Here is a 15,504-nt window from a genome sequence, read left to right on the forward strand (position 1 = left end):
GTCGTGGACCCATTAACATCATACCAAGGAGTCTTTTTGTTTCTCAAACCTCGTATTTCTTCATTATAGGAATGCTGCCCTTTACTTCAACAAAAATGGCAACTGATCATCTAGATCAGCTGCCATTTTGTTATGTTCAACTAACGTTCCCCGTCCCTCAACCAAAAAGCTCAAAACGAAATTGTCTTTAGAGCTTTACTGATAAAAGTAACGAAAAAAGACCTTCGAGGAGCCTCCTGACAACTAGATTCGGTCGGGCAATCGGGTTTTTTTTTCATTTTCTTATGCCTTGGGCATTTCGTTAAAGAACGTCACGTCTTCAATTGGCAGCCTTGTCGTCGGATGTCCGGGCTTCACCGCCTTACCCAGGGCGATTAGCATAATCGGAACATACCGGTCTGAAATACCGAATGCTTCCATGAACTTTTCTTTGTCGTAGCCACCCATCGGGACTGTATCATAACCTTTGGCGCGGGCGACGAGCATTAGCTGCATCGACAACAATCCGCCATCGGTTGCAACGATTTGGCGGACGGCATCAGTCGGCATGCTCGCGAACATACCCGTATATCGTTCAACGAACGATTTAGCCGTTTCCGCAGGCATGTAGCCTGCCTCAACCGTTTGACCGTAAATTTTCTCAGCCAGCTTATAGCCCTCCAAGTCCCCGAGAACGGCAATGACAGCTGAAGCCTCAACCACTTGCTGTTGGTTGAACGCTATCGGAAGCAGCTTTTGCTTCAGTTCCTGCGAGTCAATGACGAGAAACCGCCATGGCTGAAGGTTGGCTCCTGAAGGAGCCAGAGTAGCTTTCTGCAATATTTCGCTTAATTCCTCACGCGAGATCTTGACTTCGGGATCATAGCTGCGGACAGATCGACGTCCTTTAATCACATCGAAAAAATGTTGTTGCTCTAACCTTTGAGACCGTTGTGAAACCGACATGGTTCTCTCCTCCTTTTTAAAAAGCGGCATTTCAGTATTTATTTTGATCCAATACAACATTAGTTGTTTGACCAACACTTGTTGTATTTATATGATATATATACAACCGAATGGTACGCAATCATCAATAACCATAAATAGTTGTATAGACAACACCATTTCTATAATGTCGTTTTATTGGGGAGATCTTAACCATGACAATTAAAAAGAATGAAGCTGATCCTCGTGTGATACGTACACGGCGACTCCTTCAAGACGCTTTTGCTTCATTAATTCAAGAAAAAGACTTTGAATCGATAACCGTTAGGGATATTGCAGAGCGGGCTACTGTTAACAGAGCGACTTTTTATGCGCACTTTGTAGATAAATTCGAAATTCTTGAGGCCAAACTAATGGATTCATTTATGACAATCATAAATCGTAGAATAAGCGGTCACGAAGTATTAAATGAAGAAGCAATTCAGAGTATTTTTCTGGGTGTATGCGATTTTCACAAGGGTCTAAGCACTATGTGCAAAAGAAGGTATACATCGCTTGGACCTGTATTTGAAATTCAAATAAAGGAAAAAATTCAATCGATACTTCTTTCCTTTATAGACAAAGACAAGATACTATCGAGTCCAGACGCGCAATTCTTAATAAATACAGCTTCTATCATGTTAAGTTGGGGGATGTATGGGGCGGCTTACGTTTGGAACAATGAGGGGCGTCTACTAAGTGCGGAATCATTCGTTAAACAGACTATGCCCCTAGTGATGAACGGAGCCAAAGAACTGCTGGGATAGGACCTGTCGCTTTTGATCTATCCTCGCGATAGTTGAGCAGGCTGCCATTACAGGTAAGTAGAGTAAAAGGCTGGGAAATCCAGCCCCTCCTCATCAAACCGTACGTGCGGTTTTCCCGCATACGGCTTTCCGACGTCCTTCATCTAGGGCAGTACGGATTTTCCAGGTACATACCGATTTCAATCCTGTACGAAGAAGCAGTTGTCTCATTTCATTCCAAGCCAATCTGCGTCTTTTGTGTTTCTTATTCCAGTAAAGTCTTAGCCTCCTGAGGATGTACCAATCCACTTTTGCCAGAAATCGATTTGCCATCTTCCGGTCCACATCCAGATGAGCATAATAGTTACGCCAACCTTGAATCATTGGATTTAGCAGATCGACCAAAAACTATATGATCTAATAATCAATCGAGATTTTAGGTGTTCATAATAAGCCACCACATTAATTAAAGAATCTTGATGAGAAACCCAAATAAGACCGTTTTCGTCCTTCCCATAAGAAGTTTCGTCTTGGCCCTCCGTTTTTTATAAGATAAGAAATTCTCCTGTGCATCTAAAGCTAAGTTTATATAAGTTTAAGCTTTCGTTCCCTAATGTGCCAGACAATCATTTCAAGTGATCGGTGAAGCGCGTGCTGAGTTACGTCTCTTTAGTTCCTCAGCTATCTGCGGATATGAACTATAAGCTCTGGCTAATTTTGAAAAACTGCCGTTCTAAAGGCGACAACTCGTAATTTGTTCGAGTAACTAAAAATTTATCAATATACCGATATTCCTGCGGAAGCTCCATGAAATCGGTAACTCCAAACTCTCTGACAGTGGTCTTGGAAATAAGAGCGACGCCCATGCCTAGGCTTGCAAGACGAAGCAGCGTTTCCAATACACCGACCTCTGTTTTAGAAGCCAGATGAATGCCGTGAGCCGAGTAAATACGCTGCAGAATAGAGGCGTACAAGCAATTTTTGGACAGGATAAGCATGGTTTCGCTTTGCAAACATTGGGCTAGACTTGCTGCAGTCTTGACTCTTTTGCCGACCAGAACCAGTTCTTCACTGCCGATTGGCCTGTAATGGAGCTGCTGCAAGTCCGATTTGCCAAAGGTATAGGCCAGGTCAATATTGCCTTCGATCAGCTCCTCCTCCATCTTTTCAGTGGAACCGGTTATGAGCGTAACCGACATGTTGGGGTACTTTTCGTATAAATCGGAGAATGCTTTTGTGATATTTTCGCTGATCACGGATTGCATGATACCTAAACGCAGCTTTAACTCCCGGCGATTCATTTCCTGCTCGGTTTCTTCCCACAGCAGCAGCAGTTTTTTATACTGCCGATACAGCTTTTCTCCCTCAGGTGTCAATTCCATTCCGCGAGTGCTTCGGAAAAACAGTTGCTGCCGGTAATGGTTTTCGATCTTTTTTATTTTTGCCGTCATGTTGGACTGCAAATGATTCATGTTCGAAGCTGCTGCAGAAACACTTTTCAGCTCGGCAACGGTAACGAATGCTATCATATTTTCAATATCCATACTCATCCCTCTATCAAAAAAAATGATATGTCTATCTCAAATATACATTATTCATGATGGAGTTTCTACACTATATTATGGATATGCGGACGGTTTGCTTCGCCGCTTTTAAGTAGATCCGAACAGGAGGCATACAAGATGAACGGTTCCATTATTAAGACTGGAATTATCGGAGCGTCGCTTAATAATCACTGGGCAAGCCAGACGCACGTTCCTGCACTTCAGATGAGCAACAAGCACCGCATAACGGCGGTTGCCACATCCAAAATGGAAAGTGCTCTGGAAAGTGCCGCTGCTTTGGGTGGGGTTCAAGCTTTTACAAACCTATACGAATTATGCGAAAGCCCGGAGGTGGACCTGGTTGTCGTCAGCATCAAGGTGCCTTTTCATTATGAGGCTGTCAAAGCAGCTATTAGAGCAGGCAAACACATTTACTGCGAATGGCCGCTGACAGTAACTGCGGCTCAAGCCGAAGAATTGGCGGTGCTTGCCGATCAAGCCGGCATTCATCATGCCATCGGTCTTCAGGCCAGACAATCCGCTGTCATCCAAGACATCAAGCAGCGGATCGAATCCGGTGAGCTTGGCCGGGTTTTGTCCTGCAATATGCGCTTATCGACCACCAGGGGGAATGTTACGAGCCGTGACAGTGCCTATCTGTTAAAAGAGGAAAACGGCGCAACGCTTTTAGCCATCAACGGCGGACACTCGCTGGATGTGCTTTGCCGCCTGCTTGGAGACTTCAAGGAACTGTCGGCTACCATGATCTGCAACTATAATGAGGCTGCGGTGTTGGAAACAGGTGAAAAGGTTGTCAAAGACGCAGCCGACCAGATCATGGTTGTGGGGATGCTAAGAAGCGGTGCCTCCGCGTCAGTCCATATTCAGGGCGGAACTTATCCCGGATTTCAATTGGATATTTACGGAGAAAAAGGTATGCTTCAATTGAAGCAGCAGCATTCTGTCGGCCATGTACAGTTTGGCAACCTGCAGGTGTACCAAACATTGTATGCTTCTGGCATCCCGGCAGCGCATGACGACAAGTACTTCACGGCACTTCCTGCAGAGGAAGAATCAATGAAGTTTCTTGTTTCTAAGGCGCAAGAGCGTTTTGCCGCGGATATTCTTGGCGGTACTTTTCTTTTGCCCAACTTCCACGACGCGGCCCGCTTGCATAGGCTGCTGGAGACCATCAAGCTCGCGGCTGCTACAGGCATTAGACAAAATCTATAAGATTTGAAACGGCTGGCCATAGAGGAAGCCATCCGAAAGGAAAACTAGGGGAAGAAGCGATATCACCTTCCCCTTTCATTCCTGAATACCACACTGCCCAACATCTTCCTTAGCAACTCTTTCATCTCATTTTTCACGTCACTTGTGATAAGGTTCGGCTTAACCGTCATATCGGCGAATAGTAAAAAGGCGCCCGATCGGGAGCCTTTTGGTAACTCATAAACGCCTCTTAAATGATCACTACTTCATAAGTTTCGAGAAGCTCTATTCATTATATTTTTACGACTTCTTCTGCTCTTTAATGATTTTTATCATGCTCTTACCCGTTGCAGATATGGCTTCTTCCGCCGAACGAGGTGTCCATCCAAGTAAACGTTTGGCCTTTTGATTGCTAGTTGACATATCTTGTCCCAGGAGCGTTGCTATCATTCTTAATTGTGGTTTAAAGATCGCGATCGCACGAACTAAAATACTTGGAAGTTCACCTTTTGGTGCGTTTTTAGCGTCTTCGCCCAAATGTTTTCTTAAAATATTCGCAATATCCAACATCGACAACGTCTCTGCGCTAGAGGCGATAAAACGCTCTCCATTTGCCTCGGGACGCAACATGGCCAATATATGTAAACTCGCAACATCACGGACATCTACATAATCGGAATAAATTTTAGGGACATACTTTTGATTGCTTTCCAGCATCTGTCGAATGCTATTGTTTGAATGAGAATAATCATTGCCTAAGATCGGCCCCATCACTCCAACGGGATTTACCGTTGCCAGTTCTAAACCGTTTCCTTCTTGGCGAATAAATTCCCAGGCCGCCTTTTCGGCAATGGTTTTGGATTTTTGATAGGGATGAATGTTCGCGTCCGTATTCGACCAATCTTTTTCGGTGAAAGGTCCTTTATGATTCTTGTGGCCCACGCCGATCGCTCCGAAAGCGGAGGTTAAAACAACTCGTTTGACTCCCGCGTCACGCGCGGCTCTTAGCACACGCAAAACGCCATCGCGTGCGGGTTGAATCATTTCATTCTCGTCTTTATACACTTTATTAGGCGTCGGGGAAGCTACATGAATGACATATTCCGCTCCTTTAACAGCATCGTCCCAATTATGATCATTAGATAAATCCGCTTGAATAAACGACAGGCCTTCAAAGCAAGTAACTCCGCCTGATCTTAGCATATCTCTTACTTCATCTTGTCTACTCATGGTACGAAGCGATGCCCGAACACTGTAACCTTGCTCGAGTAATTTCAACATAATATGAACCGCGATAAATCCTGAACCGCCGGTCACAAGAACTAAGGGCTTGTTACTCTCCGCCATCGTGAATGCTCCTCTCATTGACGTTACACTTGTAACAGTTGTACACTATTTTAAAGCTGAATATTCTGTAATACAAGTGGAAGACAAACATCTGTGACAAAATGGAGGAAGTGTAATGGCAGCGACGGAACACGCCCAAAACATAAAAAAAGACACTAAAGAATGGATTGCTCTTGCGTTGCTGGAGCTTTTAAAGACCGATCGACTTTCAAAAATAACCGTTTCAGAAGTCGTCAAAAAAGCCGGTGTCAGTCGAATGGGGTTCTATAGAAATTATGAAAACCTTGAACAAGTATTGAAGGAATACTACGAACCTAAATTCGCGGATATATTTAATAAAATCGCCAATAAAAAAAACCATGAACAGAAAATAGCCGATCTAACGAGCTTTTTTCTTGACCTATCCAAGGATTTTCACATGGCGATCGAAGACGATTATATCGGGCTGTTTTATCAAATTTTCAAATCTCACGTTGCTCAGCTTTACGATGAGATTATTCCCTTTCCGGACTGGACGGGAGCGAAACGAAACTACTGGATCGACTTTATGAGTGCAGGCGTTTTTGAAATTTGGGTGATGTGGATTAAAAATGGTCGAAAAGAATCCATTGAAGAAATCTCGACGCTTATTCGGTTATTTCATAAATAAAATTCAGGAAAACCCATCATGATCGAAACCGATCATGATCCCTCATATCGCTCAAAAAATGAGCGAAAGGCTGTCGATATTCCAGCAGCCTCCCTTCGCTGTGTTCTAAACAAACGTTCCCCGATAGATAATGACAAGGAGTGAATGTAGATTACTTCGTAACCTGCAATCCCATCATTATTCCTTCAACCCGTTCATCCTTTGCAGAACCTGCGTATTCGTAAAATAATATAACATTCGCTACTTGGTATTCGCTGTGCCTTACCAAATCAGTTGCTGCTGTACTCGTTTTTCAGCTTCTTGGCGGGAGGAATAGACATAAAAGCTAATTAGCTGATTTGCATTTATTGCAAAAAATTCAGGTTTAACATTATTCAAAGTCCTAATAAATACATTCTCAGGACTTATTTCTTGTGGTTCTGATAACTGAATATCTTTCGACTCGAAAGAAGCTTTAATCTGCTCTGACGTAATTTTTAAATCTTCTTTCTTGCATCCTGTCATAATGAAGCAAATTAACAAAACAACAAACATTACAATTCTCACGCATATCCCCCCTTCGTAAATCTCCCAAAAATTAGGACGAAAAATACAATCAATTGTTGTGCAAATCTGCCCTTTCGCTTAATAAAAAAGGAAGCAGCTGCGCCGGCAGTCTGCTCCCTGGATAGTTCAACTTATGTTCCCCGATAGTTTAAGGATAAAAAGTGAAGATAGCATTCATCTGATTTTCCTTTATCAATCACATAGTCCATTCAGTGCAGTTCCTTCGTTACACTGTCCGAAGCGCACCCGGAATAATCTACGCTTACAGCAGCAGTGGAAGAGTGATATGAGACGCTATAACTACCAGCGCGCATACCTTGCGGATAATTGGTAGTGCTTTTCCACGTATACTCTGCTCCTGGATCTATAGTTACTGATACATACTCTAAGCCTGTAGAATTTACTGTAACAGTTACCGCGCCTTTACCTACGTTGTGAAAGTGAAGTTTTACATTGCCGAAACCACTTGGCACTACGAAAGCAGAGCTAGCGCTAGTAGACGTACTGTTGACGTTTCCAGACCATTTGTTTCCATCTGGCGATGTGACTGGAGTTACGATTGAAGGATTGGATTCTGTTGGCGTTACCTCTGCAGAATCAGCGTTAATTACTGCTGGAATGGTTAAAGCTGCGGCTATTGCTATAGATAGCACGGAGAATTTAGTTTGCTTCATCATTTATTAGAATCCTCCTTCAAAAAGTTTGAGCATTATAGATATAAGGATACCACATATTGGAACTATCCTACCCTTTACTTCAACAAGAGCTGCAGTGGATCCTCCGATCCGCTGCAGCTCTTGTTGAAGTAAAGTTCTTCGTTTGTTTAATTACCAACGGATATACTGATATTGGATTTGCCTCATTTTCTAAAATATTTAAGGCAGAGTACAATAATAATAATTATAATTATCGGAACAAGAATAGGAGCTACAAAATATAACACTATAATGTAAAAGGCATCCCAGCCTTCCCATAATGACCCCACCAATTACTTTCCCCCATCTTTTTGAACAAGATCAGCTGCAGGCTGCCGCTGGGTCATCATTATTTAACTAAAGTTCGCCGTTAGCCTAATAAATTAACGCATAGTTCTAGTTGTCATTATCGAAATGGATACGCATACTGACGGTTTGTAACCTAAATGTCAGCCTTTTCATCTAATTTCCATTGAAGATCTAATAAGCTTGGTGGAAGATATATAGGGTTCATCCACATATAACTAAAATCAAATGTCAATTGTCCTAATACCATTGTTCCCTGTTTATTCTTTTGAATTTTCCACTTACCACTGGTTAATGCTTTATTATATTCTAATAATTCTACAGCCTCCGACCAAGCATATTTCTGACCTTCTCTTTGGTCAATTTCAAATATTTTCTTTTCATACGCTTCACTATTTTTTCTCTCAATCTCCTTAGTTATGTCCGAGTCCCATTCTTGATTAAATTCAATACCCTCCAAATTACTTTTCTCTATTATTTCTTTCATTTTATCTGTTACAAAAACTTTTTTGTTTGCAAATTCAGGCGTCTTGAATATCAAACTATTTTCAACCTGATCTTTATTAAAATATAGTCTTTTAAAATGACTAATTTTCCCTGATGGCATAGTCACGTACTCTGTACGAGTGTAATCTAAACAATCAATAACATTAGTGACATTGATAAAAAATAACGTTTGTTTGCCATGTTTGATTGGCAGGAATTGTGCGTAATCACTGAAATAATCGTTAAGTAAGTTTCGAGCCTTTTCAGACATTACTAGTATATTGCTTAAAAAATGTGGAAAATCAACAAGTTTGTTTTTTTTATACGTTTTCATTTCGATTACTTCCCAATCCAAGATTGGTTCTCCATTAAACTCTACTTTATCAGTATCGTCATCAAAATTTTTTAAACCAATAACCATGCTGTTAATGTTAGGTACAAGGCTCCAAACTTTCAATTTTATTCGACCTCTTTCTATAATTAACTTAAGATTATTTCTTAAGAGCTCAATCTTTTCTCAACGCCTGTATACGTAATCACAGTAAGTTTTTCATAAATGTTAACGTTTCAGAACGGTTGAATCCACACCACTAATTTTAACACATATTGGAAATAAACTGCCCGTTACTCAATGAAAACGGCAGCTGAACATCAAGCCAGCTGCCATCGTGTTGTATCAAGCTATCGTTTCTCGTTAATGATCTAAAGCAAATGATCTAATCTGTTTAAAACAATTTGAGGCAAGAATACTTTCATTTAGCTCTTGTATTGTATTTAAAAATTCTTTGATTTTTGAAATAAGTTCTTTTTCAAAGTCTTCCCATTGTATTCTCTCATTAATAATGTCTTCTTTTATTGCATTTATAAATAGTCTTCTGTCAGTTTGTAGCCACGATCCCTCATGAGTTTCATAATTCAACTCACTAACAATAAGTTCAGTTCCTTCTTGAATGAACTCAAGCCAAGTCCAGTGGTTTTCAATATATTTTAAAGCGACGTAGTTGTTCTTTGGAAGTTGATAATACACATCGATAAGAAAATCAAAGTGAGTCAGTATTAGCTCAGAATATATACGTTTCGTTTCTAGTTTCATTTCAGATGAAGGATAAGGCAGATATTCAATCCCATTTACGATGATGGTAAAACAACCGTAAATTTGATTATACTCCTGATTAAATGTCTGGAAATCAATCTCTCTAAGTTCAAGGATATCATCTTCAAAGATTTCATATTTAATTATAAACATTAGAAATCACTCCGAACTTATTTATATGTACATATATTACCATGGCATAGAGCACTAGAGTGATTGTGTTTAAAATTGAATTTGTTGCACTATCCTGCCCATTAACGTAACAAAGCTCCCGATCATGTGCCGGCAGCTTTATTAGTTAGTTCATTCAACTATCGTGTCCCGTTAGCCCTCCATGCAGCGCATAAAAACAGCGCTGCACTACAGAGGATGAAAATGCTTGGAATCTGTCAATACTTCTAACGGGGCTGGGAGAAGAAGGTCTATGAACTATGGTGCCATTAGAGCCCAACCGTTAGTCTGACTCCAACCTTCACGGTGCATCACAGACTGTCGCACCCTTTACGGGTAGCACTTATGCAGCCTTACCTTTGTTTTTCGAAGAAAGTCACTTGCCAACACTTCAACTTCATAATGTTCAATTTAAGGCTCAGCCTTTTTTTAAAAAGAGTTTTTCTGGGTCTTCTTTTCTATGCTCTTTTACTGGTTTTGAGCTAATTTAATTTTCATGGGAGTTGAATAACATCGTCGTTTCGTTGAGGAACAGGTCTTATAGAATTAATTCTTGAAAACAAAAATGTTTATATTGGCATCTATCATTTTTCTTGACGAGACAATAACCTTATAGTTAGTATCCTTAAATTCCTTAGCGGGAAGGACGTCCTCAGCAGTTGACTTTGCACTAAGATATTTCATCACTGCGGCCACTGTTTCTGAATCCACCTTCTGCAATAGGATCTCTTCAACATCTTTATATTGCTTTTTGTAGTCTGTATCTGTATCCATTTTATCGAATGTTACCACAATATTCAGTAGCGTATATTCGCTGCCATAAGTATCGTAGAGACCTTTACTTACAAGTAACTTCGAGTCTGGTTCCAAATCAATTATAAATCCATTGTAGATCGTTTTCCCATCTTCCTCATCACTGATGGCAGTGTCAATATGTATCGTATTATGCAAAGCATCAAAGGTTACCAATGCTCCTAAAGCTTGGCCAACAAACCGAATGGGTACATACGTTGTACCATGATTTAATATAGAAGAAGTATCCATCTGAAATTCCTGTCCGTTTAAGGTGTACGACCGCTTGCCTATACTCAATTCAATCTTATCCCCACCTAAAGTGACAGTTACTTTCCTTGTTACTTCGTCCCATTGTACTTTGGCCCCAATCGCCTCACTTACAAAACGGAGTGGAACCTGCACCCTGCCGTTTTTATCATAGAATGGTTTCGCGTCTCTAAAAATGATGGCCTTTTCATTAACGATGATTCGTATAGACGTATCCTTTGAATCCAAGGCGAAAGTTGTTCCAGAAGGCATATAAAGAATTGTAAATAAAGCAACTAATATCCCTCTAACTATTACAGATTTCAAAAAAATCACTTCCCTGCTGTTTTAATGTGTACCGTTAAACTGGCGTTAGTTTATGGCGCATGAATGTACAACTTTTTTCCTAGTCGTCAGTCTTCGGCCTTCATCTCTATTTCAGTCTAACATTTTAGTTTCTATGTACAGATAAGAGTAGATTGTCACTATCACATAGGAATTTTCCCAGCTTAATAAGCACCTTCTATCGACTCACAGTACTATTCGTTATTAAAAATCGATTTCCCTTTAATTGGGACTATTCCTGTCCTTTACTTTAACAAAAGCTGCAGCAGATTCTCGGATCTACTGCAGCTTTATTGATTGAACTAAAGTTCTCCGTTAGTTGAACGAGCCCCTACAGGAATGTCTAGTGTCTAGTGTAACGATGCCACCAAATCGCATCGTAAAATTTGAGCTATTATCTTGTTAACTCTTTCTTAAGACTTTCCGATTCAAATGGGAAAAGAGCGCCCTCTCTTGGGGCGCTCTCTAGCTATAGAATAATTCATCGGAAAGAATAAGTCTATTCTTTTTTTCGGATTCCCGGTATATTGTTGTTGCTGCTTCCGCGCGGGCCAGCCACCAACGGAAAGGAAGCGTTCAGCTATATGCCAAACGAACTTAATGATCCAAACCAACAACCAAAAGTAAAATTCATTACCATCAGCCTATTAATGGGATTGATCTTAGCCTCTATAGACCAGACTATCGTATCCACGGCTATGCCAACCATCATCAAACAATTGGATGGATTGTCCTTATACAGTTGGGTATTCACCATCTATATGTTAGCTTCGACGACCACTATCCCAGTTTACGGGAAACTGGCGGATTTATTCGGACGCAGGAACGTCTACTTAATCGGCTTATCCCTCTTCCTGATAGGGTCTGTTCTGTGTGGATTCGCAGGAAGCATGACGCAATTGATCGTCTTCAGAGGAATTCAGGGATTGGGAGCCGGGGCATTGATGCCGATTGCCTTTACCATAGTCGGGGATCTGTACCCACCGGAATCAAGGGGGAAGTTCATGGGCTTGTTCAGCGCCGTGTTCTCTATCTCCAGCATTCTCGGGCCGGTACTTGGCGGAATGATCTCCGAACACTTAGGCTGGGGTTGGATTTTTTTCATCAACCTCCCGATCGGTATTCCGGCCATCTACCTTATGGCTGCTGCGTGGAAAGAAAGCAAGCGCTATGCGAGACGATCCATCGATTGGGCCGGTGTTGTCACGTTCAGCATCTCTATCGTCTCTCTTTTACTGGCGCTGGTTCTAAGTGGGGACTCATCAACGATTATCGCCTTGTTCAGTCTAAGCGCTCTCTTTCTTGCTTTGTTTATATGGATCGAAGCGAAGGCGAAAGAACCGATGCTACCGCTTCATCTATTTAAGATCCGCGTCATTGCTTTCGGAAACATTGCCGGATTTTTTATGAGCGCCGGAATGTTTGGTGCAATTGCGTTCATTCCTCTTTTTGCCCAAGACGTCATGGGAGTGAGCCCTACCTATGCTGGATACATCCTGATACCGCTCATGCTGTCCGTAGTCATTACTACGACAATAGGCGGAAGGTTGATGAGCAAGGTCTCGTACCGGGTCATTCTCGTTCCCAGCATGGCTCTAATGGCAATCGGATTAGGGCTGCTCGGTGGGATGACGGTTGATACGACTGCGATGCAGTTGGTCTTGTACATGATCATTACGGGTCTGGGCATGGGTGCGCTGTATCCGGTAGTCGGCACTGCTGCACAAAGTGCAGTGGAGCCTGGAATCCGGGGTGTCGCTACCTCTTCCTCTCAGTTTTTCCGATCTATCGGAGGAACGATCGGAGTCAGCGTGCTCGGCAGTTTGCTAACGCAACGAATGGTTACAGGCGGAAGCGAAACAGATTCTAGAGTGGTGCTTAGTCATAACTTGAATAGTATCTTCCTGGTTGAGCTCGGCTTTGTCATTATCGCTCTGATTGCTTGCTTCTTGATGGGAGATGCGAGATTAGTTCCGAAAGCTAGCAAAGTGAAGCAAGGGGATTGAAAATGCATTGTGTCATATGTTTTGATTGACCCCATAAATGAAACAGCGGCGGACTAGATTGTCTAAGAATGCCGCTGTTTTTTATTGATCTAAAGTCACCCGTTAGAGCTCAATTGTTGAACGGGTCTTCATTCATGGAAAAGTGAAAATGGCTTACACTAAGTGCACAGCGCAGCGGCTTTATCGATTGCTTGAGTTTAAGCTGAAAATGTATCAAAATCGATAAAATCAGCAATCGATGATAACTGCCCTTTAATTCAACGGCGGCGGTTTTCTAAATGGAATCCGCCCGCCCTTGAAACTTAAAAGAATCGTCGATAAAGCTCTCTCCGACGTTCGCCGCGAAGCTGTGCGTAAATTTGAGTGGTCGATGCTTTCTCATGACCAAGCATACCTTGAATGAAATCTAAGGGGGCACCGTTATCAAGGAGCTGGCATGCATAAGTATGCCGAAAGCGATGCGGGTATACGTTCACTTCAATTTCTCCCCGATCTGCAAGCCGTTTTAAGGCCCATCTAATCGTAGGTATGGACATTCGTTTTGTTGGGTGCGTATCGGTAACAAATAAGGCTTTGCAGGAGTCCTCACGGCTGGTCAGGTACTTCTTTAACCATACTTTGCACTCTGTCGTAAAGTAAACTTCTCTTTGCTTCGATCCCTTGCCATTAACGATTGCTGAGCAGTTCTCCCAGTTCAGATCTTCGATGTTGATCTTCTCCACCTCTCCAACCCGACAGCCGGTGCTGTAGAGAAACTCCAGCAGTGCTCTTTCCCTGAGTGACTGACAAGAGATCTTTAAGTGTATGACGTCTTCCTCAATCAAAAACTTTGGAATGCGCTTATCTAACTTCGGTTCTCTTAATTTTAGAGAAGGATTTGAAGTCAAATACGTCTCTTCATAAGCGTAACGGAAAAGAGAACGAACAAACCGAATTCGATGACCCAGGCTGCTTGGCTTCAGACGATCAGCTTGTTTTGCCAAGTACTCCTTCAGCATGGTTAACGTTATCTCTGTGATATCGAGATTTCCAAGCTCTTGCAACAACATTTTGTGCTGAAGGGCGTAGGCTTTTAAAGTTCTCGTACTAAATCCTTGAATGCGCTTGTCAGCTTCATACAACCTCCACAGTTCACTTAATTGCATAACAAAACCTCCCTTTAGAAGCTATTAAATCTAGTTTGCTTCTAAGGAGAGGTTTTAATAATCAGCAGGGGCGTGTTGAACTAGCGTTCCCCGTTAGTTTAATAGCATCTTCCCATAAAGAATTATTCAACTAGGCGAATAATACATTGTTTTGCATAAGGAAACGTGTCTTCTGATTGTTTAGCGGGCAGCAAGGAAAAAAGAAATGTTCTAAGTGAGCGTAGTTGCTCATCTGAATAGTTGTTAATGTTGTTAGTTAATTGGAGGAGCATTCCAGGATGCTCCATTTTAATTATAAAAGCAGGAGCATGATTAACAATATACTCTTCGCCACCTAACCTTTTTATATGAGCCTCACTTAAATAAGTAGCCCAAAAATAACCTTTAATATCATTATAATAACCCGGTTTTAAATATGGGTTTATCCCATGGTAATTTTCATACGGTGAAATCATACCTGCGGAGGCAGCTATACTTTCATATGTTATAAAACCAAAAATTCCATTTATGGCTTTCAGCCATTTTTCCAATTGTTGAAGAAAAAGTTCTTGAATTGCAAAAGGGATGGAATTTTCAAATAATCTTTCGTTTAGGGCAAAATTAAATTCATTCGAGAATACTAACGAATTTGAAAAATGTGCTGGGTATTCCGCGGCTTTGTTACAAACTAAAGCAAGTGAAAAATCCTGTGGAAACTGATATGATTTATTACTTGAATCGTAAATTTCTTTATCTGGATAATTATCAAAAATTAATACTTCAATAACCTCACCTTTTATTAATAAATCATACAACTTATTTAAATTCTTCTCGTTATAGGACCAAGTGACATGACGCCCATTTATTTTAACTAGCTCTATAATTAATTCTTTTTTTAAATATCTAGAACATTCATGTAACAAATTCTTTAATAGAAATACTAGTTGCTCTCCTCTAGAATTTAAGGATTCGTATGTCAGAACGTGCATACAGATAGATTTACTAAAAAACGGAAAATCCAAGCTTTCCACCTGCCTAACATTAATGGTAATCAATTTCGGACTGACTCCCCATCAAAAAAGAGGCTCATTTCCTTTATATAATACCACATATTGGAACTATCCTCCCTCTATGGAGAATCACTTTTCTCTTAAATTCTCATGTTTCCTTAGATTTTGAACGTTTTTCTTTCATACCAGACAATCATTAGATGGAACAAGGTTGTAGAAG

General features: G+C 41.2%; 15 protein-coding genes. 4 read left to right on the forward strand and 11 right to left on the reverse strand.

Features of this window, described 5'->3' with window-relative positions; genetic code table 11:
* Positions 1 to 282 precede the first annotated feature (282 nt).
* Positions 283 to 945, reverse strand: a complete 663-nt coding sequence (locus tag FHT67_RS29445) for a nitroreductase family protein (RefSeq protein WP_167202122.1) — start codon at positions 943 to 945, stop codon at positions 283 to 285.
* A gap of 194 nt (positions 946 to 1,139) precedes the next feature.
* Here FHT67_RS29445 and FHT67_RS29450 point away from each other — a divergent pair, with 194 nt between their 5' ends.
* The gene (locus FHT67_RS29450; protein WP_132311871.1) at positions 1,140 to 1,730 is read left to right on the forward strand and encodes a TetR/AcrR family transcriptional regulator; all 591 of its coding nucleotides are present in this window, start codon (positions 1,140 to 1,142) and stop codon (positions 1,728 to 1,730) included.
* A 93-nt stretch (positions 1,731 to 1,823) separates the two neighbouring features.
* Here FHT67_RS29450 and FHT67_RS29455 read toward each other — a convergent pair whose 3' ends face one another.
* Together FHT67_RS29455 and FHT67_RS29460 are read right to left on the reverse strand one after the other, a co-directional pair.
* A complete protein-coding gene (locus tag FHT67_RS29455) occupies positions 1,824 to 2,114 on the reverse strand; it encodes a group II intron maturase-specific domain-containing protein (RefSeq protein ID WP_279513607.1) in 291 nt (96 codons plus the stop codon).
* Positions 2,115 to 2,407: 293 nt separating this feature from the next.
* A complete protein-coding gene (locus FHT67_RS29460; protein ID WP_167202123.1) occupies positions 2,408 to 3,253 on the reverse strand; it encodes a LysR family transcriptional regulator in 846 nt (281 codons plus the stop codon).
* Between the two features lie 138 nt (positions 3,254 to 3,391).
* Here FHT67_RS29460 and FHT67_RS29465 point away from each other — a divergent pair, with 138 nt between their 5' ends.
* Positions 3,392 to 4,486 carry a Gfo/Idh/MocA family protein gene (locus FHT67_RS29465; RefSeq protein ID WP_132311869.1) on the forward strand — a complete coding sequence of 365 codons (1,095 nt, stop codon included), beginning with the start codon at positions 3,392 to 3,394 and terminating at the stop codon, positions 4,484 to 4,486.
* Positions 4,487 to 4,765: 279 nt separating this feature from the next.
* Here the strand turns inward: FHT67_RS29465 and FHT67_RS29470 are convergent, their stop codons facing one another.
* Positions 4,766 to 5,812, reverse strand: coding sequence for an SDR family oxidoreductase (locus FHT67_RS29470; RefSeq protein WP_167202124.1), 1,047 nt, complete (start codon positions 5,810 to 5,812; stop codon positions 4,766 to 4,768).
* A gap of 115 nt (positions 5,813 to 5,927) precedes the next feature.
* On the opposite strand from FHT67_RS29470, the gene FHT67_RS29475 reads away from it, so the two are divergent.
* Complete coding sequence (locus FHT67_RS29475; RefSeq protein ID WP_132311865.1) at positions 5,928 to 6,461, forward strand: TetR/AcrR family transcriptional regulator; 534 nt, start codon at positions 5,928 to 5,930, stop codon at positions 6,459 to 6,461.
* 261 nt (positions 6,462 to 6,722) lie between these two features.
* On the opposite strand, the gene FHT67_RS30270 is transcribed toward FHT67_RS29475, so the two are convergent.
* The 5 genes from FHT67_RS30270 to FHT67_RS29500 all read right to left on the reverse strand — a co-directional run bounded on the left by FHT67_RS30270 (position 6,723) and on the right by FHT67_RS29500 (position 11,126).
* Entirely contained in the window at positions 6,723 to 7,007 is a 285-nt protein-coding gene (locus FHT67_RS30270; protein ID WP_243867558.1) for a hypothetical protein, read from the reverse strand.
* 209 nt (positions 7,008 to 7,216) lie between these two features.
* On the reverse strand, positions 7,217 to 7,684 hold the full coding sequence (locus FHT67_RS29485; protein WP_132311863.1) for a hypothetical protein: 468 nt from the start codon (positions 7,682 to 7,684) through the stop codon (positions 7,217 to 7,219).
* 460 nt (positions 7,685 to 8,144) lie between these two features.
* Positions 8,145 to 8,915 carry an imm11 family protein gene (locus FHT67_RS29490; protein ID WP_208403715.1) on the reverse strand — a complete coding sequence of 257 codons (771 nt, stop codon included), beginning with the start codon at positions 8,913 to 8,915 and terminating at the stop codon, positions 8,145 to 8,147.
* Between the two features lie 273 nt (positions 8,916 to 9,188).
* Positions 9,189 to 9,740, reverse strand: a complete 552-nt coding sequence (locus tag FHT67_RS29495) for a hypothetical protein (RefSeq protein WP_167202126.1) — start codon at positions 9,738 to 9,740, stop codon at positions 9,189 to 9,191.
* Positions 9,741 to 10,304: 564 nt separating this feature from the next.
* Positions 10,305 to 11,126, reverse strand: coding sequence for a copper amine oxidase N-terminal domain-containing protein (locus tag FHT67_RS29500; RefSeq protein ID WP_167202127.1), 822 nt, complete (start codon positions 11,124 to 11,126; stop codon positions 10,305 to 10,307).
* Positions 11,127 to 11,671: 545 nt separating this feature from the next.
* Here FHT67_RS29500 and FHT67_RS29505 point away from each other — a divergent pair.
* Positions 11,672 to 13,150 carry an MDR family MFS transporter gene (locus tag FHT67_RS29505; RefSeq protein WP_347880140.1) on the forward strand — a complete coding sequence of 493 codons (1,479 nt, stop codon included), beginning with the start codon at positions 11,672 to 11,674 and terminating at the stop codon, positions 13,148 to 13,150.
* Positions 13,151 to 13,452: 302 nt separating this feature from the next.
* On the opposite strand, the gene FHT67_RS29510 is transcribed toward FHT67_RS29505, so the two are convergent.
* Positions 13,453 to 14,295, reverse strand: coding sequence for a tyrosine-type recombinase/integrase (locus tag FHT67_RS29510; protein WP_167202129.1), 843 nt, complete (start codon positions 14,293 to 14,295; stop codon positions 13,453 to 13,455).
* 122 nt (positions 14,296 to 14,417) lie between these two features.
* Positions 14,418 to 15,329, reverse strand: a complete 912-nt coding sequence (locus FHT67_RS29515) for a hypothetical protein (protein WP_167202130.1) — start codon at positions 15,327 to 15,329, stop codon at positions 14,418 to 14,420.
* Positions 15,330 to 15,504 lie beyond the last annotated feature (175 nt).

Origin of the sequence: Paenibacillus sp. BK720, assembly GCF_011761545.1 — a bacterium.
Taxonomy (GTDB): Bacteria; Bacillota; Bacilli; order Paenibacillales; family Paenibacillaceae; genus Pristimantibacillus.